The following is a 17,986-nucleotide window of genomic DNA, read 5'->3' on the forward strand; positions in this document are numbered from 1 at the left end:
GCGCCCAGGGCGGCGACACGCCGAGCGGCGCCGCCCTAGGCGCACACTCAACGGCGAATCCTTTCGCCTACCCGCTGGAATCCGGCCCGAACCAGCGCCGCAGCGCCGCGTGTAGGCGGGGATCGTCGGCCGCCCCGAATTCGCTCGCAGCCCAGGCGACGTATCCGTCGGGCCGGATCAGCAGTGCCGCCGCGGGCGGGTCGTGGAGCGTCGCGGTCACGATGTCCACCCGATCGGCCCAGCCGGACGCCGCGGCCCCGATGCTGCCGTCGAAATCGAGCAGCACCGGGCGTGCGCTGTGCAGCAGTTCGGTGACCCGTCGGCCATCGGTGAGCGTCAGCTCGGGCACGGGCCAACCCGATAGGGGGTGGTCGTCACCCACGTCGTACCGCACGTCGGTGCCGGCCAGCAACGCGGCCATGTGTTTGGCGACGTCGGGAAAGGTGAACAGTTCACCCATCAGGGTGCGCAGCGCGGCGACTTCGGCGCCCGGGAACATCAGGGCGGTCTGGGCCTGCGAGTGCATCATCACGCGTTCGCCGACGGGATGCCGTTCGGATTCATAGGTGTCGAGCAGTCCGGCCGGCGCGCGCCCGTCGAGGTGGGCGGCGAGCTTCCAGCCCAGGTTCATGGCGTCTTGCAGGCCCAGGTTCAGGCCGGGGCCGCCCATGGCGCTGTGGACATGTGCGGCGTCGCCGAGCAATAGGACCCGGCCGGCGCGGTAGCGCTCGGCGTGGCGGGTATTTTGACCGTTTATCCGCCGAAGAGCATGTGGCCCCGCACCTTTCGGCTCTTCGAAGGGAACGTCGACGCCGAGGACACGTCGGGCGCTTGCCAGCACTTCGGCCACGCTCATCGGTGTGTCCTCGACCGGCGGCCCGAATTCCAATGTGCCGAACAAGGACCGACCGGGTTCGAACTCGGCGTAGATCACCCCGCCACGGTCCAAGCGCGTGTGGCCCAAGGGGAGCCGGCCGAACCCGGGAATGTCCAGGCTGCCGTCGGCGCGCTTGAGGTCATCGGGGACGTGCACGTGGGCGAGGCGGCCCACCACGTCCAGCGTGGTACCGGGGAAGTCGATCCCCACCGTCTTGCGCACCAGGCTGCGTCCGCCATCGGCGCCCACCAGATACCCGGCGGCGATGCGATAGTCGCGTTCGGGGGACGACACCCGCAGCGCAACGGCGTGTGCATCCTGCTGCAAATCCGTCAGTTGGTGTCCCCAGCGCAGGTCCACTCCGAGATCGCGGGCCCGCTTCTCCAGCGACCGCACCAGCCGAGGCTGGGGCATGACCATCGCGTACATCGGATTGTCTTCCAGGCCGGCGAAGTTCAGCATCATGGCGGCGAACATCCAGCCGTACGTGGGCTTCGGCGGATCGGCGTCCCCGGTCAGCTCCCGGTACATGCCGCGCATGTCGAGCGTCCGGACGACCTGCCCCACAAGACCGTTCGCCTTCGGCTCGTCGCTGGGTCCAGGCAGGCCGTCGAGCACGACGGGGCGGATGCCGGCCAGCGCGAGCTCGCACGCGAGCATGAGTCCGTTGGGGCCGGCACCGGAGATGACGATGTCGGCGTATTCGTCAGTCATGGGACCTCTTCTTGTGCTTGGCGGGTTCGGGCAGGCCGGCGCTGACGGCAGCGAAGCCGGAACGAATCAGGTCGGTGATCGGGACCGGTGGGTCGGCCCGGACGTAGGCCTCCGCCGCGGCGTCGCCGACGGCGCGCACGATCGCCACCACCAGCCGGGGATACAGGTCGTGCTCGGGATCGGTGCCGGTGCGCTCGGCGATCACGGTGAGCCATTCATCGAAGAGGTTCTGCGGCAACGCGTTACGCACCTGCGGGTTCATCAGCATCTTGCGTACCTCGACGAGTTCCTGGCGGCTGGGCACCTGGTTTTCCTCCCCGTACACCTCGCCGAAGTCGGCTTCCAGCGGCTCGAGCACGGCGTTCGTGATCGCCGTCCACAGCGGTTCGTCGGGCGGGCGTTGCCGCAACGCGGCAATGCCGCGGCGCATCCGCTCGGTCTGTCGGTAGGCGAGCGCCTCGTACTTTCCGCCGAAGTAGTTGTTGAAGGTGCGCAACGAAACGCCGGCCAGGCCGGCGATGTCCTCGCGCGTCACGTTGTCCAGTCCGCGTTCGAAGGCCAGGTTGAGCGCGGCGTCGCTGAGCGCACGCCGGGTGTCGGCCTTCTTGCGCTCGCGCAACCCGCGCGGTGGTTCGGTCATGACGACCACCGTATGCAAAAGTTGCACGTCAGGCAATATTGCACGGCGAGCAATATTAGGGGTCCGCGCCTAGCCTGGGGTGTGGGCAGCGGATGCCACGATCGGTGGGTCAACCGAATTCGCGCTGGAGGGCGAAGCCATGGATGTGCAATTCATCACGAGCGTTGCAGTAATCACCCCTGAGCCGGCGGTCAGCCGACGGCTCTACGTGGACACGCTTGGCCTGCCCCTGACCGCGGAGGCCGACGGCTATCTCCACAGTGAAGCCATCGACGGCTGCAAGTCCTTCGGCGTCTGGCCACTGGCTCAGGCCGCGCAAGCCTGCTTTGGCGTGCCTGACTGGCCGGTTGAGCGGCCGGTGCCGCAGGCCAGCGTCGAGTTCGAGGTCGCGGACGCCGACGCCGTCCGCGCCGCCGCGAACGAGTTGACGCAGAAGGGATTCACGCTGCTGCACGACGCACGCACCGAGCCGTGGGGACAGACTGTCGCTCGACTGCAGTCCGTCGAAGGCACGATCATCGGCGTCTCTTACGCGCCCTCGATGCATTCGTAAGGTGAGCGCGCCTGCTACCGCTTGCCCCAGTCCCAGGGCGGCGTCGTCAGCAGGTTCTGACCGGCGACGCGTGTCTCGCCCCACTCCTTGTAGAGCTCGATCTCGACCGTGTCGTCGCCGGTGGCTTCCAGCAGTGATCGTGAATGGGTGACCACCAGGACCTGGGTCCGGGCCGCGGCGGCGCGGATCAGCCCGGCGAGTGGATGCACCAACTCCGGGTGCAGCGACGTCTCGGGCTCGTTGAGCACCATCAGCGAGGGCGCCTGCGGGCTGAGCAGAGCGGCCGCCCACAGCAGGAATCGCAGTGTGCCGTCGGATAATTCGGCCGAGCGCAGTGGCCGCAGCATGCCGCGCTGCCGGAGCTGCAAGTCGAACAGCCCGTCGTGCACGGCGACCGACACCGTGGCGCCGTCGAAGGCCTCGGCGACGGCTTCGCCGAGGCCGTCGATGCCGGCCTCGATGATCGTCTGGATGGCGGCGGCCAGGTCGCTGCCGTCGTCGGCGAGCACCGGGGTGCGCGTCCCGACCTGCGGGTGCCGCGCGGGCGCGTCCGCGTCCACCCGGAAGCCGTCGTAGAACCGCCACCCGCGCAGCCGCTCCCGCACGGCGGCCAACTCGGGAAGCGCGTGCGGGTGGGCGTACTCGGCCAGCACGCTGCGGTACAACGGCAGGGACCGGGACAGCTCGTCGAATCCGCGGCCGGTGTCGGCGCTGGCCTCGACGAAACTCGCGGCGCGGCGCACCAGCGTCGTGCCGGTGCGCAGCACCGGGCCACCGAACACCGCCTCGCGTTTGATCTCGGGATCGCGGGCGAAAAACGAATCCGCTCGCCCCGCGGACACCGGGATGCCCAGGTCGACGAGGTAGCCGAAATCGTCTGCGGCAAAACCCAACTCGAGGGATACGGGACGGGTGCGCACCGTGCCCTGGGCTTTGCCCGTCCCGCGTGCGCCCTTCAGCTCCTCGGGTCCGGCCCACAGCGCGGACTGCAGACCGCCCTCGCGGGCCAGCGACGCGATCACCTCGCCGCGTCCGCAATCGGCCAGCAGCCGCAGCGCGCGGTACAGCGACGACTTCCCGGCGCCGTTGGCGCCGGTGACCACCGAGAGCCGGCCCAGCGGAAGGATCACCTCACGCAGCGACCGGTAACCGCGGATCGCCACCGTGTGCAACATGGAGCCGACTGTACGGTCGGGGACCGACGCGCCTACTCGTTGTCGGCGGCGTCCAGCAGCTGCACTTCCTCGAGGTCCATCTCGTTCTGCAGCTCGCGCAACACGATGTCGTCGATGAGGTTCTGGTTGCGCAGCGCGGTGATCTCCCGCCGCTTGCTGTCCAGGACACCCAGCCGCACCCGGCGCACCAGCTCCTTCTTCTTGACGAGGTGGTTGTCCGTCGAGCCGTTCTCGGTGGCGACGGCCACCGCGGCCTTCTCCTCGTACTCCTTCTGCAGCCGGCGCCGCAGGTCGTCGCCGATGCCGACCTCGTCGGCGACGGCCGGCAACGCGTCGAGGGCGGCCCGCATGCCCCGGGTGCGGGCCAGCTGCAACTCCTCGGCGTGGGCGACGTCCTCGGGCATCTTCGCCCAGCGCACCACGGCGGGCAGCGTGGTGCCCTGGACCAGGACGGTGGTCAGGATCACGACGACCACGATGAAGATGAGCAGGCTGCGGTCGGGGAACGGCGCGCCGCTGAGTGTGGTCGCCGGGACGGCCAGGGCCGCGGCCAGCGACACGGCCCCACGGAATCCGGCCCAGGCGGTGACGAAGCGTTGCCGCCAGCTGACGCGACGTTCGCGTTGCGCCTCGCGGCGGTCGATCAGCCGGATCAACACCACCGTGAGCTCGCCCCAGAAAATGCGCGAGACGATCACCACGGCGGTGACGGCGAGTGCAATGAACAGGGCGCGGCGAATCCCGCCGTCCACGCCGGCGATGCCGTGCAGTGCCGCCGGGATCTGGACGCCGACGAACACCCACAGCGAGCCGTTGAGCAGGAACGTCGCGCTGTCCCAGAACGAGTAGGCCTGCAGGCGGGACCGGGCGCGGATCACCACCGGCCCGGCGTAGGCGAGCACCAGCGCCGCGACCATGACCGCCACCACGCCGCTGCAGTCCATGCTCTGGGCCAGCAGGAAGGCCGCGAAGGGCGTCAGCAGGCTCAACGCCATTTCCTCTTGTGGGGCGTCGATTCTCTTGCGCACCAGCGTGACCGCTCCGCCGACCAGGAGTCCGGCGGCGATGCCGCCCAAATAGGAGCCGACGAAACGGCCGACCAGATCGATCGGGGTGATCGCCGATCCGCCGATCGCCACGTGGACCGTGACGGCGAACAGCACCAGGGCCGTGCCGTCGTTGATCAAACTCTCGGCCTTGAGCACGGTGACCGACCGGCGCGGCAACTTCTTCGCCAGGCCGGCCACGGCGGCGGCGTCGGTGGGGGAGAGCACGGCGCCCAGGACGGCCGCCGCGTGCGAGTCCATGCCCAGCGCCCGCGCCGTCCACGACACGGCCACCGCCGTGGCGATCACCAGCCCGACACTGAGGAAGACGATGATGCGCGCGTTCGCCCGGATCTCGCGGAAGCTGGTGTTGAGGCCCTCCCAGTAGAGGATCGCCGGCAGGAACAACAGCAGCACGATCTCGCCGTTGATGTGCACGTGACCGAAGTGCGGGATCAGACCGAGCAACGTGCCGAGCACGATGAGCAGCACCGGGGGGCCTACCCGGTAGCGCCGGCCGACGACCGTCCCGACGATGACGGTGGAGACGAGCGCGACGATCAGGACGAGGCCAAACACCAGCCCATCCTGCCGGACCGGTGCGGGTCGCGCCGACCGGGGCTTGGGCCACGCGCTGTCACTCCCGTCACTTCAGCCCCGTCGGCGGGGTGGTATGCGAGTCTCCAACTTGATAGCGCCCGCGATATCAAGTTCAAGAGTCGACTGATAGGCGGGCGTTCGGCGCCACGCAGGGCCGGCAAGACGTGGCAGTGTTGGCGGTGTGAGCGACGCGGAGGCGTTCGAGTCCCAGCGACCGCGGCTGTTCTGGTTGGCGTATCGGCTGCTGGGGTCGGCGAGCGAGGCCGAAGACGCTGTGCAGGACGCTTATCTGCGACTGCACGCCGCGGATGCGCAGGCAATCGAGTCGCTGCCGGCCTGGCTGACCAAGGTCGTCACGAACCTGTGCCTCCACCGGCTCACGTCGGCGCGTGCCCGTCGAGAGGTTTACGCCGGGCCGTGGCTCCCGGAGCCGATTCTGACCGACGACCGGACACTGGGCCCGTTGGATACCGCCGAACAACGCGAGTCCGTGTCGGTCGCGCTGCTGAGCCTGATGGAGCGCCTCAGCCCGACCGAGCGCGCGGCATTCGTACTCCGAGAAGCGTTCGCCTACAGCCATTTCGAGATCGCCGAGATCCTGCAGACCTCGGAGGCCAACGCCCGCCAGCTGTACCGGCGAGCGAAGCAGCGGCTGGGTGAGCCGAGGCAGCGTTTCCAACCGGATCCCGCGCGGTGGCGCCGCCTGGTCGACCGATTCTTTACCGCCGCCCACGCCGGCGACGTCGCCGGACTCGTCGAGATCCTGACCGACGACGTGACGTCCACGGCCGACGGCGGCGGCAAGGTGGCGGCCGCCCGGCGCCCAATCATCGGGCGCGACCGGGTGGCCTCCTACGTGGCCCGCGCGTTCAGCAGGAACGTCCCGCGGCTGGGGCTGCGGATGGACGTCGCCGAGGTCAACGGCGAGCCGGCGATCCTGGCGTTCGACGGCGAAACGCTGACCGGCGTGCTGTGCTTCGAGATCGTCGGCGAACGGATCGCGGCCCTGCGGGCCATCGCCAATCCGGACAAATTGCGATTTCTGGCCGGGCAGTTGTCACATCCGGCGGGCCTGTCCGGTTCATAAGGTGTGACGAACTCTGTACTCGTAACCGGCGGCACGGGAACCGTGGGCCGCATCGTCGTCGACAACCTGACCGCCGCCGGCAAAGACGTCCGCGTTCTGAGCCGCGGGCGGCGGCGCGGGCACACCGACGTCGAGCATGTGGTCGGCGACGTGCGGACCGGCGACGGCCTGGATGCGGCCGTCGACGGCGTCGACACGATCGTGCACTGCGTCTATCCCACCGAGCACCTGGTCGCGGCGGCGAAACGGGCGGGTTCACCGCATCTGGTTTACGTCTCCATCGTCGGAATCGACCGCGTCCCATTCGCCCTGTACCGCATCATGCTCGCCAACGAACGCATGATCGCCGAGTCGGGCTTGCCGTGGACGGTGCAGCGGGCGACCCAGTTTCACGATCTGATCGCGTTCCTCTTGCGCATGCTCGCGAAACCGCCGGTCATGGTCGTGCCGTCGGGCCTGAGGTTCCAACCGGTCGACGTGCGCGACTTGGGCGAGCGGTTGGCAAGGTTGGCGCTCGGCGAGCCGATTGGACGTGCGCCGGATTTCGGCGGCCCGGAGGCCCGTACACTCGACGACCTTGCCCGCAGCTACCTGGCGATCGTTGGCAAACGGCGACCCCTCGTGCCGGTCCGCCTGCCCGGCAAGGTGTTTGGCGGGATCCGCGCCGGCGGGCTGCTGGCCTCGGAGCACGTCGTCGGCGTGATCACGTTCGAGCAGTACCTCCGTCAACAGGTCGAAGCGGGGCAACTGCCGTACCGCGACGCCATCCGCGCTTACCTGCCACACCGCACGGGCAAAAGTTCGCGATGACGGTCCGACTGACCAGCCCGGTGTCGGCGGGCAATCTACCTTCGCTCGACGCGCCGACCTGAGCACCACGCATCCGGGCCATAATGGGCTCGATGACTGTCGGGAAGATCAGGCTCTTGGTGACCGTCGCGATGCTCGTTTGGCCGATGTTGGTGGGCTGCCACTTCGCGTCCAGGAACCCACCGTCGACCAAGACGCTGCAGGTCCCCATGAACGACGTCCTCACGCAAGACGCCATCACGCAAAGCATCACGCTGGCCGTCGGCAACACGCTGGTCGTGAAGCTGGGCTCGAATTACACCACCCCGTACCGGTGGACGCCGGAGACCAAGATCGGCGACCCGGCGATCATCAGGCAAACCAGCCATGAATTCGTGCCCCCGAGCTCCGATGCGCTGGGGGCGCCCGGCACCGAGGTGTGGACGTTCACGGCGTTGAAGCCGGGGACCACCACGATCGGCACGTCTTACACCAGTTTCGTCGGTAAGGATTCCAAACCGGCGTGCACCTATACGGCCAACATCACGGTGCAGTGAGCCGCGCCGGCAAACGACTGCGTCCCACGGCGTGGCAGGGGCTTGCCCATCTCGCGGCGCCTTTGGCGGCGGGGTGGATGCCCAGCGCGTGGCTGACGAGGCCGATCCCGGCGCCGAGGATGGGCCAGATCGGCCAGAAGTAAGTGGCGCCGGTGGTGGCGGCGACGGCCGCCCACACGGCGAGCACGACGACGGTCATCGCGACGTAGGCGGCCAGGTGCAGGCGCACGCCGCGCCGGGCGGCCTCGACGCGGGCGGCGCGCCGGCGTGGGTCCGCACGCCGGATCCGCTCGAGCGGCAGGTCGGCGAGGAGCCGGTCGAGCTCACTGGTGGTGTGCGCGCCGAACACCGCCTGCACCCGTTGCTCGTACTCGTCCAGTTGCAGGTAACCCTGTGCGAATGCCTGGCCCAGGCGTTCGGCCGTCGCCTCCCGGTCGCGGTCGCCGGCGCGGGGGGCCGTCAGTTGCTGGTCCATTTCGTCCCCTTCCGAAAGATGTGAATGGCCTTAACATACTCGGGCAATGTTAATATCGTCAACATGGCACGCCCGCGGAAAGCCCCGGCCAGTGCGAAGCGTCGGGACAGCTACCACCACGGAGACCTCAAACGCGCCCTGAGCAGCGCCGCCCTGTCACTGGTGGCCGAAAAGGGGCCGAAGGGTTTCACCCTCACGGAGGCGGCGCGGCGCGCCGGGGTCAGCGCCGCCGCCCCGTACCGGCACTTCGCCGACAAGGCCGCGTTACTCGCGACCGTGGCCGAACAGGGATTCCGCGACCTGCACGCCGCGTTGAGCGCGGCCGCCGACGAGGCTCCCGACCCGAAGGACCGGGTGACCGAACTCGGCCGCGCGTATGTGCGCTGGGCCGTCGCTCACCCGGACCACTACCGGGTGATGTTCGGCGCCGAGCTGTCCAAGGGCGACCATCCCGACTTGGCGACCGCCGGGGAGGAGGCGTTCGGTGATCTGCTCGGCGCGATCGCGGCGTGCCAGCAGGCGGGCGTCGTCGGCGGTGATGACCCGCGCGAACTCGCCGCGCCGCTGTGGTCCCTGGTGCACGGTGTCGCATCGCTGGCGATCGGCGGCGACCTACGTGCGGTCGGCATCGAGCACGACCCGGACGCCATCGTCGCCGGCGTGGTCGCCCAAATGCTCAGCGGCTAGGCCACGTTGGCCTTGCGGAGCGTCGAATAGACCTCGGCCAGGAATTGCTCGACGGCCACTGCGGCGTGCACCGCCCGCGCCGAACCGAAGATGTCGAAAGCGTGCTGGGCGAGCGGCATTTCGGCGTACACGACGGGCTGGGTGCTGACCTGTCGCAGCCGTTCGACAAATGCGCGCGCCTGCTCGACGGGCACCAGCGAGTCGTTGCGGCCGTGCAGCACGAAGAACGGGGGAGCGTCGGGGGAGACGTGGTTGACCGGCGACGCGGTGATGAACGGCTGCATGTTCGTCGAGGGTCGTTCCTTGACAACGGATTTGACGAGCAGCGCGGGCATCATCGGGTGCATCGCGTCGTTGAAACGGGTGAAGTCGTAGACGCCGTAGAACGGCACGGCGGCCTGCACCCGGGTGTCGGCGTCCTCGAAGCCGGGCTGGAACTCCGGATAGTTGGGCGTGAGCGCGGCCAGTGACGACAGGTGGCCGCCGGCCGAACCGCCGGTGATGGCGATGAATTCGGGATCGCCGCCGTACTCGGCGATGTGGGTCTTGACCCACGCCAGGGCGCGCTTGACGTCGACGATGTGGGCGGGCCAGGTGTTGCGCGGGCTGTGCCGGTAGTTGATCGACACGCAGACCCAGCCCAACTCCGCCAGGTGGCTCATCAACGGATGTGCCTGTCCGCGCTTGTTTCCCGTCGTCCACGCACCGCCCGGGATCTGGAAGAGCACCGGCGCTTTGCCGGCCGGGTCCAGATCGGGACGGCGCCAGATGTCCAGGTGGTTGGCGCTGCCGAATTCGCCGTAACTGATGTTCGAGTCGTGGGCGTAGTCGCGGTAGATCCGCATCATCCGCAGCAGCCCCGGCGTCTTGGCGGTGCCGCTACCGGCCGGCCGGCGCCATAGATCCCCCGACTCGGTGAGGCGCGACGCGCCCAGGCCACTGTCCAGCGCCTCGGTCAGCGGCACGTTCGCCTTGTGCCCGGCACGGCTGAAGTTCAGCAACCCCAGCGCCGAGACACCGGCGACCGCCCACGCGGCGAACCGCACCGGCCGCGTCAGGCGTCGGGCCGTCAACGCCAGCCCGCCGAGCTGGCTGACCAGGGTCTGCAGCGGCAGCTCGGTGACGACCACCCCGAACATGAACGAGAAGAGCGAGAGGTAGCCGCTGCGCGCCAGCGGCCGGTACGCGTTGAGCGTGGACACGGCGGTCACCGCCGTGACCGCGAGCGACCCTATCTGCCGGATGACGTGGATGATTCGAGCTGTCCGCATGGGCTCACCTTATTAAAAGCCCCCGCTGCGTCGACCGCGACCAGTTGTCTCATGCGAACACCGTCTTGGGCATCACCGTGGGTTTGACCCCGTACCGCGGCGTATTGAAGCCCAGACCCCTTCCGGCCGTGGCCATTGCCGGCATCCCCGTCGGCACCGTCGTCAGCCCTTCGTCGGGCGCCGCGGCCCAGCCGGAGCCCTCCAGCGCCGACGCGCCGGAGTTCAACGCCGGTGCGGACGCGGACCAACTGGCCGGGACCGACACCCCGCCGACCGTGGCGGCCTTGCCCAGCCCCGCCAGCACGGGTGCCTGGGCCGATCCGCCCGGCGCCACCGACCCCGCCAGCGTGGGCCCGACGTAGGGCCCGGCGGTTTCGAGCATGATCGACGGGACGCCGTTCGTGGTGTGTGACAACAACGTCGCGTTCGGGATGGTGTTCATGGTCCACCAGGCCGCGGTGTTGATTGCGCCGTTGATGGTGTTCTGCACGATCGGGATCTGGAAGAAGGGTGTGGCGGCGGGAGGGTCGGCGGCCGCCGTCGGGGCGGCGAATCCGGCCACCGTGTTCTGGAACGTGTTGACGGTCTGCATGAGCCCGGCCTGCGTGTTGGTGGCGGCACCGGACACCACCGCGGCCTGGCGGGCAATTCCGCCCGGGCTGGTCGTCGGTGTCGGCGAGGTCAGCGGGTTCAGCTTTCCGGCGGCCGCCGACGAGGCCGCGTAGCCGTACATGGCGGCAGCGTCTTGGGCCCACATCGCCGAGTACTGCGCCTCGGTGGCCATGATCGCCGGGGTGTTCTGGCCGAGCACGTTGCCGGCGACCAGCGCCGCCAGCTGGGCCCTGTTCTCCGCGATCACCGGAGGCGGAACCGTCATCGCGAACGCCGCCTCGTAGGCGGCCGCGGACGCCATGGCCTGGGCCCCGGCGTGCTGAGCGGCCGCCGCGGTGGTGTCCAGCCAGTTCACGAAGGGCTGGGCCGCGGCGGCCGCCGACGCCGACGCCGGACCCATCCACTGCTCGCCGGTCAGCTCCGAGATCACCGACTCGTATCCCGCCGCGGTGGTGCTCAGCTCGGCGGCCAGGGTGTTCCAGGCGGCCGCCGCGGCCATCATCGGACCGGCGCCGGCTCCGGCGTACATGCGTGCCGAGTTGATTTCCGGGGGAAGTGCTCCGAAATCCATTGTTCTCCACTCCTTTTCGGTCAAATTTGGGTTCTCTAGACGACAGTGGGTCGTCCCATCACGGTGGGCTTGGCGCCGTAGCGCGGTGCCCCCAGGCCGCCGGCCCTGGTGGCCGTGGCCACCGACGGCACCCCGGCCGGCAGGGCCGTCGTGGTGGGGCCGTGGGGCGCCGCTGCGGTCCAACCCGCGCCGGTCAACGTCGCGGTCGGGTTCGCCGCCGGCGCGCCGGCCGTCGCGGCCCAGCTGGGCGGCACCGACAGCCGGCCGACCGCGGCCGCCTGTCCGACACCCCCGAGGGTCGCGCCAGAACCGGTGGGCGCCGCCGCACCTGTCAGCGGTGCAGGGGCGGACGCCAGCGTTGCCGCGGAGGGGGCCGCCGCAACCGGGCCCACCGCGTCGGGTCTGACGAGCAGGCCACCGCCCGCCATCCCCAGCAGATCGGAGGTGGCCGAGCCCCAGTTGCCGATCCCGATGTCGCCGATGTTGAGCAGGCCACTTCCCGGCGGCGGGTCGGCCGCGGCCGCCGGGCTCGCCGCACTGCCGATGGCCGGGGCGGCCGCGAAGGGTGAAGCGGTCGCCGCGGTGTTGGCGGCCTCGGTGGTTTGATACGAGCCGGCGCTGGTGCCAAGGGTTTTCACGAACTGCTGATGGATGCTCGAGGCTTGTTCGCTGACCGATTGGTACAAGGTGCCGTATGCGTCGAAGATCGCCGCCTGCAGAGCCGATATCTCGTCGGCGGCCGCGGGGGCCACGCCGGTGGTCGGGGCCGCAGCGGCGGCGTTTTCCGCCGCCATCTCGGAACCGAGCGTTTCCAGCTTGGCCGCGGCATAGGTCAAGGCGTCCGGATTGGTAATCACAAAGGACATCGGTGTCTCCTCATAATTTGGTGCTGGGATATTTGAATGCCCGGACTATTGGCGGATAAAAACCGCGCTTTTGATCGAGTTCTACGATTTGGCCTGACAGCGGCGCGAGCCGATTCGGCCACCTAAGAGGGCAGCGAGAAGATGGCTACCAAGATGCGCTTATTGGGGCGAGCGGCCGCGGCCGTCTGCGCCTCGGTGAACTGTTCGATCGCCCCGATTGCGGGCGCGCAATCGGCGTGTGCCGCCCTCGGTGGGACCGTCGACCAAAACCAGGTCTGCCAGGGCCACATCACCACGGCCGACTACACGCTCGACCTGAGCTTCCCGGTCAGCTAACCCGACCAGCAGGCCATGTCCGATTACCTCGTCCATACCCGAGACACCTGGGTCGACGACGTGCGGACGTACCCCCGGCATGATCGGCCGCCCTACCTGCTGACCATCACCGGAACGGCGTATCGGTCGGCCGCGCCCGGCTCGAGCACCCAAAGCGTGGTGCTGGACATGAACCAGGACCTGGGCGCCCACCCCGTGACGTCCTTCAAGGCGTTCAACTACGACCTCGGCAAGGGCGCCCCGATCACGTTCGACACGCTGTTCAAGCCGGGCACCAAACCGCTGGACGTCCTCAACCCGATCGTTGAGCGCCAATTAGGCCCGCTGCCGTTCGGCGAGCCCGGAGTCGAGGCGTATCAGAATTTCGCGATCACCGATGACGCCGTCATTTTCTTCTTCGGCCAGGGGCAGGTGCTGCCGTCGGTCAACGGGCCGCAGCAAGTTTCGGTACCCCGTACCGAACTCGCCGCCCTGATGGCGTAGCCCTACGTCGCCTCGGCCCGACTTTCGAGTTTTTTGACCGCGGCGGGATCGTTCTCGGTCAGCCCGATTTTCGCGGCGCCGCCGGGCGAGCCGAGTTCGGTGAAGAAGTCGGCGTTGATCTGGGTGTACTGGCCGTATTCGCCGGGCAGGTCGTCCTCGTAGTAGATGGACTCGACGGGGCACACCGGCTCGCAGGCGCCGCAGTCCACGCACTCATCGGGGTGGATGTAGAGCATCCGTGCGCCCTCGTAGATGCAGTCCACGGGGCATTCCTCGATGCACGCCTTGTCCTTGATGTCGACGCAGGGTTCGGCGATCACATAAGCCATGACGCCATAGTCGTCGCCCCGACCGGGCGCGAGTAGAGGTCTCGGCGTTGTGAAGTCACAAGCTATGGTTGTGTCACACGGATTGATTGTGAGGGGATCAGCCATGCCGCTCAGCGCCCGGATGCCGGAACTCGCCTCGTTCGAGGTGTTCCTGGCGATCGCCGAGACCGGCAGCCTGGGCCGCGCCGCGCGCGAACTCGGGCTGACGCAGCAGGCCATTTCGCGGCGGCTCGCGTCGATGGAGGCGCAGGTCGGGGTGACGCTGGCGGTGCGGACCACCCGCGGATCGCAACTGACGCCGGCGGGCCTGATCGTCGCGGACTGGGCCCGACGGTTGCTCGAGGTCGCCACCGAGCTCGACGCGGGGATGGGGGCGCTGCGCAAGGAGGGTCGTGAGCGGATCAGGGTGGCGGCCAGCCAGACGATCTCCGAACAGCTGATGCCGCATTGGCTGTTGTCCCTGCAGACGGAGGCAACGCGCCGCGGTGGCGCCGCGCCGCAGGTGATGTTGACCGCCACCAACAGCGAGCACGCGATCGCCGCGGTCCGCGACGGCACCGTCGATTTGGGATTTGTCGAAAATCCGGGCACGCCAAAGGGATTGGGTACGTGCGTGGTGGGACAGGACGAGCTGGTGATCGTGGTGCCGCCCGGTCACAAGTGGACGAGACGGGCGCGGGGTGTCTCCGCGCGTGAACTGGCGGAGACGCCGCTGGTTGCGCGCGAACCCCGTTCGGGGATCCGGGATTCGCTGACGGAGGCGTTGCGCCGGGTGCTGGGCGACGACATGGAACAGGCGCCGCCGGTTCTGGAGTTGACGTCGGCGGCGGCGATGCGTGCGGCCGTGCTCGCCGGCGCGGGCCCGGCGGCCATGAGCAGGCTGGCGGTGGCCGACGACCTGGCCGTCGGGCGGCTGCGCGCCGTCACGATCCCGAAGTTGGACCTACGCCGCAAGTTCCGCGCGATCTGGGTGGGCGGGCGCACCCCGCCGGCCGGGGCGGTCCGAGACCTGTTGAGCCACATCAACAGCCGCGCAAAGGCTTAAGGCCGACGAACGTCGAGCTGTTGGGGGATTTCGGAGAGTTTTCCCGCAACAAGTCGACGTTCGAGCGGGACTAGGCCGCGGCGTCGGCAGTCAGGGCTTCGTCGTAACGGTCGAGCACGGTGGCGGCCACCAGGCGGTGCGCGCCGAGCGGCGCGGCCATCGGAATGTCGTTGTCCCGCGCGTAGGTTGCGACGCCGTCGGTGAGCAGCCCCGGCGCCAGGAACCAGGGTGCGATCACGAGCCGGCGCGCGCCGCGGCGGCGCAGGTGGCCAGCGGCGCGCTCCACCGACGCCTCGGGACGGGTGGCGAAAGCGGTGGTGGCTCCGGCCCACTGGGTGCCGACGGCCAGCCGGGACGCGACCTTCGCGGTGCGCACGTTCGCCACGGTGTTGGACGAGCCGATCGCGACCACCATCACCCCGAGCTCGTCGTCGAGCGGGGAAACCCCGATCTCGGTGAGGCGTTCGCGCAGCACCGACACCAGACGCTCGTCCTCGCCGAGCACGTCGGCCTGCCGGATGCCGTGGGCGCCCGCTTTGGCGATCTGCGTGGGGATGTCGCGTCGCGCGTGGTAGGCGCTGGCCAGCAGCAGCGGGGTGACCACCGCGCGGCGGCGGTCCGGCAGTCCGGCAAGGACGTCGGCGAAGTTCGGTTCGTTGAGCTCCAGGAACGCCAGCCGCACGTCGAGGCCGGGGCGCACGCTCGCCAGCCGGTCGGCGACGGCCTGCGCGTTGGCGCCCGACCGTGGGTCCCGGCTGCCGTGGGCGGTGAGGACGAGGGTGCTCATGTTGCGTGCAACCCGCATTCGACCTTGTTTCGTCCCCGCCAGCGCCCACTGCGAGGATCCTCACCCTCGGCTGGCTTGGAGGTGCAGGGGGCGCAGCCGATGGACGGGTAGCCCTCCTCGACGAGCGGGTTGACCAGCACGTTGTTGCGCTCGATGTAGTCCTGGACGTCTTCGTCGGTCCAGTCCGCGATCGGGTTGACCTTGATCAGCTCGAACGACTCGTCGAAGCTGATCAGCGGCGCGTTGGCGCGGGTGGCGGCCTCCACCCGCCGCAGCCCGGTCACCCAGGCCGCGTAGCCGCGCAGGGCGCGGCGCAGGGGGAGGACCTTGCGCAGCCGGCAGCATTCGTTCGGTTCGCGGGCGAACAGGTCCTTGCCCAGCAGTTCGTCTTGTTCGGCCACGGTGTGCTCGGGCGTGACGTTGAGCAGGTGGATGTCATAGACGGATTCGACCGCGTCGCGGGTGCCGATGGTTTCGGCGAAGTGGTAGCCGGTGTCCAGGAAGATCACCGGCACGCCCGGCCGCACATCGGAGGCGAGCGAAATCGTCACGGCGTCTTGCATGTTGGCGGCCACCACGTACTTGCAGGTGGCCCAGCCGCGGGGACCGTCGACGCCGCCGAAGTGCTCATCGGTCCAGCGCAGGATGTCGACCGCGCCGGCGCCCTCCATCTCGGCAGCGCCGCGCGCCGCGAGTTCGCGCAACTGCTCGTTGGTGAAGTTCATCGCCACCATGGCGGGTCCTCAGCTCCTATCGCAGGTCGGCCTCGTCGGCGCGCAGCGCCCAGGACGCGAAAGTCTCTCCGCCGTCGCGGCCTTCGAGGAATTTGCGGGTCACCCGGTCGATGTAGTCGCCGAGCTCGTCGCTGGTCACCTTGTGCTGGCGCAGTTTTCGGCCGAAGCCGCTCGCCTCGCCGAGGCCGCCGCCCAGGTGGACCTGGAAGCCCTCGACCGAATTGCCTTCGCCGTCGTCGATCCACTGGCCCTTGAAGCCGATGTCGGCGACCTGGATGCGGGCGCACGAGTTCGGGCAGCCGTTGAGGTGGACGCTGATCGGCACGTCGAGCCTGGAGTCGACGTCGGCCAGGCGCTGTTCCAGCTCGGGCACCAAAGTCTGTGTGCGCACCCGGGTTTCGGCGAACGACAGCTTGCAGAACTCGATGCCGGTGCAGGCCATGGTGTTCTTGCGCCACGACGAGGGCCGCGACGGCAACCCCAGCGCGTCCAGCGCGGCGACGGTCTCGTCGACCAAGGCGTCGGGCACGTCGAGGATGACCAGCTTCTGGAACGGGGTCAGCCGCGCCCGGTCGGAGCCGACCTTCTCCATCAGGTCCGCGACCGCCGACAGGGTGGCGCCCGAGACGCGGCCCGCGATCGGGGCGACGCCGATGGCGTTGAGCCCGTTCTTGATCTTCTGCACGCCGACGTGGTCGATGGTGTGCTTGACCGGCGCGGGGGCCGGGCCGTCGATGAGCGGACGTTTCAGGTATTCGGTTTCCAGCACCTCGCGGAATTTTTCGACGCCCCAGTCCTTGATCAGGAACTTCAGCCGGGCCTTGGCGCGCAGCCGCCGGTAGCCGTAGTCGCGGAAGACCTGGGTGACGGCCTCCCAGACGTCGGGCACCTCGTCGAGGGGGATCCACACGCCGACCCGCTGGGCCAGCATCGGGTTGGTCGACAGGCCGCCGCCCACCCACAGGTCCATGCCGGGGCCGTGCTCGGGGTGATCGACGCCGACGAACGCGACGTCGTGGGTCTCGTGGGAAACGTCCTGCAGGCCCGAGATCGCGGTTTTGTACTTGCGTGGCAGGTTGGCGTATTCGGGGTTGCCCATGGAGCGGCGGACGATCTCCTCGATGGCGGGGGTGGGGTCGAGCACCTCGTCGAGCGAGTCGCCGGCCAGCGGCGAACCGTGGATGCCGCGCGGGCAGTCGCCGCAGGCCTCGGTGGTCTGCAGCCCCACCGCATCGAGGCGGCGCCAGATCTCGGGGACGTCCTCGATGCGGATCCAGTGCAGTTGGAGGTTTTCCCGGTCGCTGATGTCGGCGGTGTCGCGGGCGAACTCGGTCGAGATCTGGCCCAGCGTGCGCATCGAGTGCACCGTCAGCGGTTTGCCGTCGGTGCGGACCCGCATCATGAAGAACTTGGCTTCGATCTTGTCGGTGTTGTCGTCGCCGGTCCAGCTGCCGTCGTAGCCCTGCTCGCGTTGGGTGTACAGGCCCATCCAGCGGAACCGCCCGCGCAGGTCGGAGTGGTCGATGCTGTCGAAACCCTGCTGGGCGTAGACGTTGACGATGCGGTCGCGCACGTTCAGCGGCGCGTCCTCGTTCTTGATCTTCTCGGTGTCGTTCAGCGGTTCGCGATCACCCAGCGCCCACTGGCCCTCGCTGCAGGTCTTGGCGGGACGTGCTGTGGTCATGTGGTGTGCTCCTTCGCGGTGCAGATCGGCTGGGGCTGCAGGGCTGCGGGCCGCGGCATCGACGCGAT

19 protein-coding genes and 1 pseudogene are annotated in these 17,986 nt (G+C 69.1%); 8 read left to right on the top strand and 12 right to left on the bottom strand.

Annotation, left to right across the window (positions count from 1 at the left end; all coding sequences use genetic code 11):
* Positions 1–67: 67 nt before the first annotated feature.
* Entirely contained in the window at positions 68–1,591 is a 1,524-nt protein-coding gene (locus tag C1737_RS03065; protein ID WP_102417190.1) for an FAD-dependent monooxygenase, read from the bottom strand.
* Positions 1,584–2,231 (bottom strand): TetR family transcriptional regulator, encoded by a 648-nt coding sequence (locus tag C1737_RS03070; protein ID WP_102417756.1) that lies wholly within the window; start codon positions 2,229–2,231, stop codon positions 1,584–1,586. The genes C1737_RS03065 and C1737_RS03070 overlap by 8 nt, the downstream gene beginning before the upstream one ends.
* Before the next feature lie 79 nt (positions 2,232–2,310).
* Here C1737_RS03070 and C1737_RS03075 point away from each other — a divergent pair, with 79 nt between their 5' ends.
* Positions 2,311–2,784 carry a VOC family protein gene (locus C1737_RS03075; protein WP_233214635.1) on the top strand — a complete coding sequence of 158 codons (474 nt, stop codon included), beginning with the start codon at positions 2,311–2,313 and terminating at the stop codon, positions 2,782–2,784.
* 14 nt (positions 2,785–2,798) lie between these two features.
* On the opposite strand, the gene C1737_RS03080 is transcribed toward C1737_RS03075, so the two are convergent.
* Entirely contained in the window at positions 2,799–3,959 is a 1,161-nt protein-coding gene (locus tag C1737_RS03080) for an AAA family ATPase (RefSeq protein ID WP_102417191.1), read from the bottom strand.
* 32 nt (positions 3,960–3,991) lie between these two features.
* Positions 3,992–5,584 (bottom strand): Na+/H+ antiporter, encoded by a 1,593-nt coding sequence (locus C1737_RS03085; protein WP_067917542.1) that lies wholly within the window; start codon positions 5,582–5,584, stop codon positions 3,992–3,994.
* A 202-nt stretch (positions 5,585–5,786) separates the two neighbouring features.
* On the opposite strand from C1737_RS03085, the gene C1737_RS03090 reads away from it, so the two are divergent.
* The 3 genes from C1737_RS03090 (at position 5,787) to C1737_RS03100 (ending at position 8,038) form a co-directional block, all read left to right on the top strand.
* Positions 5,787–6,692 (top strand): RNA polymerase sigma-70 factor, encoded by a 906-nt coding sequence (locus C1737_RS03090; RefSeq protein WP_102417192.1) that lies wholly within the window; start codon positions 5,787–5,789, stop codon positions 6,690–6,692.
* Between the two features lie 3 nt (positions 6,693–6,695).
* Positions 6,696–7,502 carry an SDR family oxidoreductase gene (locus tag C1737_RS03095; protein WP_102417193.1) on the top strand — a complete coding sequence of 269 codons (807 nt, stop codon included), beginning with the start codon at positions 6,696–6,698 and terminating at the stop codon, positions 7,500–7,502.
* A gap of 83 nt (positions 7,503–7,585) precedes the next feature.
* The gene (locus C1737_RS03100; RefSeq protein ID WP_082974767.1) at positions 7,586–8,038 is read left to right on the top strand and encodes a protease inhibitor I42 family protein; all 453 of its coding nucleotides are present in this window, start codon (positions 7,586–7,588) and stop codon (positions 8,036–8,038) included.
* Here the strand turns inward: C1737_RS03100 and C1737_RS03105 are convergent.
* Positions 8,025–8,513 carry a DUF1707 domain-containing protein gene (locus tag C1737_RS03105; protein ID WP_067917548.1) on the bottom strand — a complete coding sequence of 163 codons (489 nt, stop codon included), beginning with the start codon at positions 8,511–8,513 and terminating at the stop codon, positions 8,025–8,027. The two genes, C1737_RS03100 and C1737_RS03105, sit on opposite strands and share 14 nt — an antisense overlap.
* A gap of 63 nt (positions 8,514–8,576) precedes the next feature.
* Here C1737_RS03105 and C1737_RS03110 point away from each other — a divergent pair, with 63 nt between their 5' ends.
* A complete protein-coding gene (locus C1737_RS03110; RefSeq protein WP_067917551.1) occupies positions 8,577–9,200 on the top strand; it encodes a TetR/AcrR family transcriptional regulator in 624 nt (207 codons plus the stop codon).
* Here C1737_RS03110 and C1737_RS03115 read toward each other — a convergent pair.
* The 3 genes from C1737_RS03115 to C1737_RS03125 are packed head-to-tail and all read right to left on the bottom strand — an operon-like array spanning position 9,197 to position 12,520.
* Entirely contained in the window at positions 9,197–10,471 is a 1,275-nt protein-coding gene (locus C1737_RS03115; protein WP_102417194.1) for an alpha/beta hydrolase, read from the bottom strand. The two genes, C1737_RS03110 and C1737_RS03115, sit on opposite strands and share 4 nt — an antisense overlap.
* A 49-nt stretch (positions 10,472–10,520) precedes the next feature.
* Positions 10,521–11,654 (bottom strand): PPE family protein, encoded by a 1,134-nt coding sequence (locus tag C1737_RS03120; RefSeq protein ID WP_102417195.1) that lies wholly within the window; start codon positions 11,652–11,654, stop codon positions 10,521–10,523.
* Between the two features lie 35 nt (positions 11,655–11,689).
* Positions 11,690–12,520 (bottom strand): PE domain-containing protein, encoded by an 831-nt coding sequence (locus C1737_RS03125; RefSeq protein ID WP_102417196.1) that lies wholly within the window; start codon positions 12,518–12,520, stop codon positions 11,690–11,692.
* 141 nt (positions 12,521–12,661) lie between these two features.
* Between C1737_RS03125 and C1737_RS27010 the strand changes: the two genes are divergently transcribed.
* Complete coding sequence (locus C1737_RS27010; RefSeq protein WP_233214636.1) at positions 12,662–12,856, top strand: hypothetical protein; 195 nt, start codon at positions 12,662–12,664, stop codon at positions 12,854–12,856.
* Between the two features lie 12 nt (positions 12,857–12,868).
* Positions 12,869–13,339, top strand: a pseudogene (locus tag C1737_RS03130) (RsiV family protein); the annotation flags it as partial.
* 2 nt (positions 13,340–13,341) lie between these two features.
* Here C1737_RS03130 and fdxA read toward each other — a convergent pair.
* A complete protein-coding gene (gene fdxA / locus C1737_RS03135; RefSeq protein ID WP_067917555.1) occupies positions 13,342–13,668 on the bottom strand; it encodes a ferredoxin in 327 nt (108 codons plus the stop codon).
* A gap of 103 nt (positions 13,669–13,771) precedes the next feature.
* On the opposite strand from fdxA, the gene C1737_RS03140 reads away from it, so the two are divergent.
* Complete coding sequence (locus tag C1737_RS03140; RefSeq protein ID WP_102417197.1) at positions 13,772–14,713, top strand: LysR family transcriptional regulator; 942 nt, start codon at positions 13,772–13,774, stop codon at positions 14,711–14,713.
* A 70-nt stretch (positions 14,714–14,783) separates the two neighbouring features.
* Here the strand turns inward: C1737_RS03140 and C1737_RS03145 are convergent, their stop codons facing one another.
* Genes C1737_RS03145 through C1737_RS03155 form a run of 3 tightly spaced genes read right to left on the bottom strand, consistent with a single transcriptional unit; the run spans position 14,784 to position 17,918 of the window.
* Entirely contained in the window at positions 14,784–15,500 is a 717-nt protein-coding gene (locus C1737_RS03145) for a sirohydrochlorin chelatase (RefSeq protein WP_102417198.1), read from the bottom strand.
* Positions 15,497–16,234 carry a phosphoadenylyl-sulfate reductase gene (locus C1737_RS03150; RefSeq protein WP_102417199.1) on the bottom strand — a complete coding sequence of 246 codons (738 nt, stop codon included), beginning with the start codon at positions 16,232–16,234 and terminating at the stop codon, positions 15,497–15,499. The genes C1737_RS03145 and C1737_RS03150 overlap by 4 nt, the downstream gene beginning before the upstream one ends.
* 16 nt (positions 16,235–16,250) lie before the next feature.
* The gene (locus tag C1737_RS03155) at positions 16,251–17,918 is read right to left on the bottom strand and encodes a nitrite/sulfite reductase (protein ID WP_102417200.1); all 1,668 of its coding nucleotides are present in this window, start codon (positions 17,916–17,918) and stop codon (positions 16,251–16,253) included.
* Positions 17,919–17,986 lie beyond the last annotated feature (68 nt).

Origin of the sequence: Mycobacterium sp. 4858, assembly GCF_900240975.1 — a bacterium.
In the GTDB taxonomy this organism is placed as follows: Bacteria; Actinomycetota; Actinomycetes; order Mycobacteriales; family Mycobacteriaceae; genus Mycobacterium.

Bases quoted from the DNA above. Each gene is read 5' to 3' on its own strand.
- C1737_RS03120 (WP_102417195.1), bottom strand. From the start codon at position 11,654: ATGGATTTCGGAGCACTTCCCCCGGAAATCAACTCGGCACGCATGTAC.
- C1737_RS03100 (WP_082974767.1), top strand. From the start codon at position 7,586: ATGGGCTCGATGACTGTCGGGAAGATCAGGCTCTTGGTGACCGTCGCG.
- C1737_RS03155 (WP_102417200.1), bottom strand. From the start codon at position 17,918: ATGACCACAGCACGTCCCGCCAAGACCTGCAGCGAGGGCCAGTGGGCG.
- C1737_RS03115 (WP_102417194.1), bottom strand. From the start codon at position 10,471: ATGCGGACAGCTCGAATCATCCACGTCATCCGGCAGATAGGGTCGCTC.
- fdxA (WP_067917555.1), bottom strand. From the start codon at position 13,668: ATGGCTTATGTGATCGCCGAACCCTGCGTCGACATCAAGGACAAGGCG.
- C1737_RS03125 (WP_102417196.1), bottom strand. From the start codon at position 12,520: ATGTCCTTTGTGATTACCAATCCGGACGCCTTGACCTATGCCGCGGCC.
- C1737_RS03065 (WP_102417190.1), bottom strand. From the start codon at position 1,591: ATGACTGACGAATACGCCGACATCGTCATCTCCGGTGCCGGCCCCAAC.
- C1737_RS03105 (WP_067917548.1), bottom strand. From the start codon at position 8,513: ATGGACCAGCAACTGACGGCCCCCCGCGCCGGCGACCGCGACCGGGAG.
- C1737_RS03070 (WP_102417756.1), bottom strand. From the start codon at position 2,231: ATGACCGAACCACCGCGCGGGTTGCGCGAGCGCAAGAAGGCCGACACC.
- C1737_RS03110 (WP_067917551.1), top strand. From the start codon at position 8,577: ATGGCACGCCCGCGGAAAGCCCCGGCCAGTGCGAAGCGTCGGGACAGC.
- C1737_RS27010 (WP_233214636.1), top strand. From the start codon at position 12,662: ATGGCTACCAAGATGCGCTTATTGGGGCGAGCGGCCGCGGCCGTCTGC.
- C1737_RS03145 (WP_102417198.1), bottom strand. From the start codon at position 15,500: ATGAGCACCCTCGTCCTCACCGCCCACGGCAGCCGGGACCCACGGTCG.
- C1737_RS03140 (WP_102417197.1), top strand. From the start codon at position 13,772: ATGCCGCTCAGCGCCCGGATGCCGGAACTCGCCTCGTTCGAGGTGTTC.
- C1737_RS03150 (WP_102417199.1), bottom strand. From the start codon at position 16,234: ATGGTGGCGATGAACTTCACCAACGAGCAGTTGCGCGAACTCGCGGCG.
- C1737_RS03080 (WP_102417191.1), bottom strand. From the start codon at position 3,959: ATGTTGCACACGGTGGCGATCCGCGGTTACCGGTCGCTGCGTGAGGTG.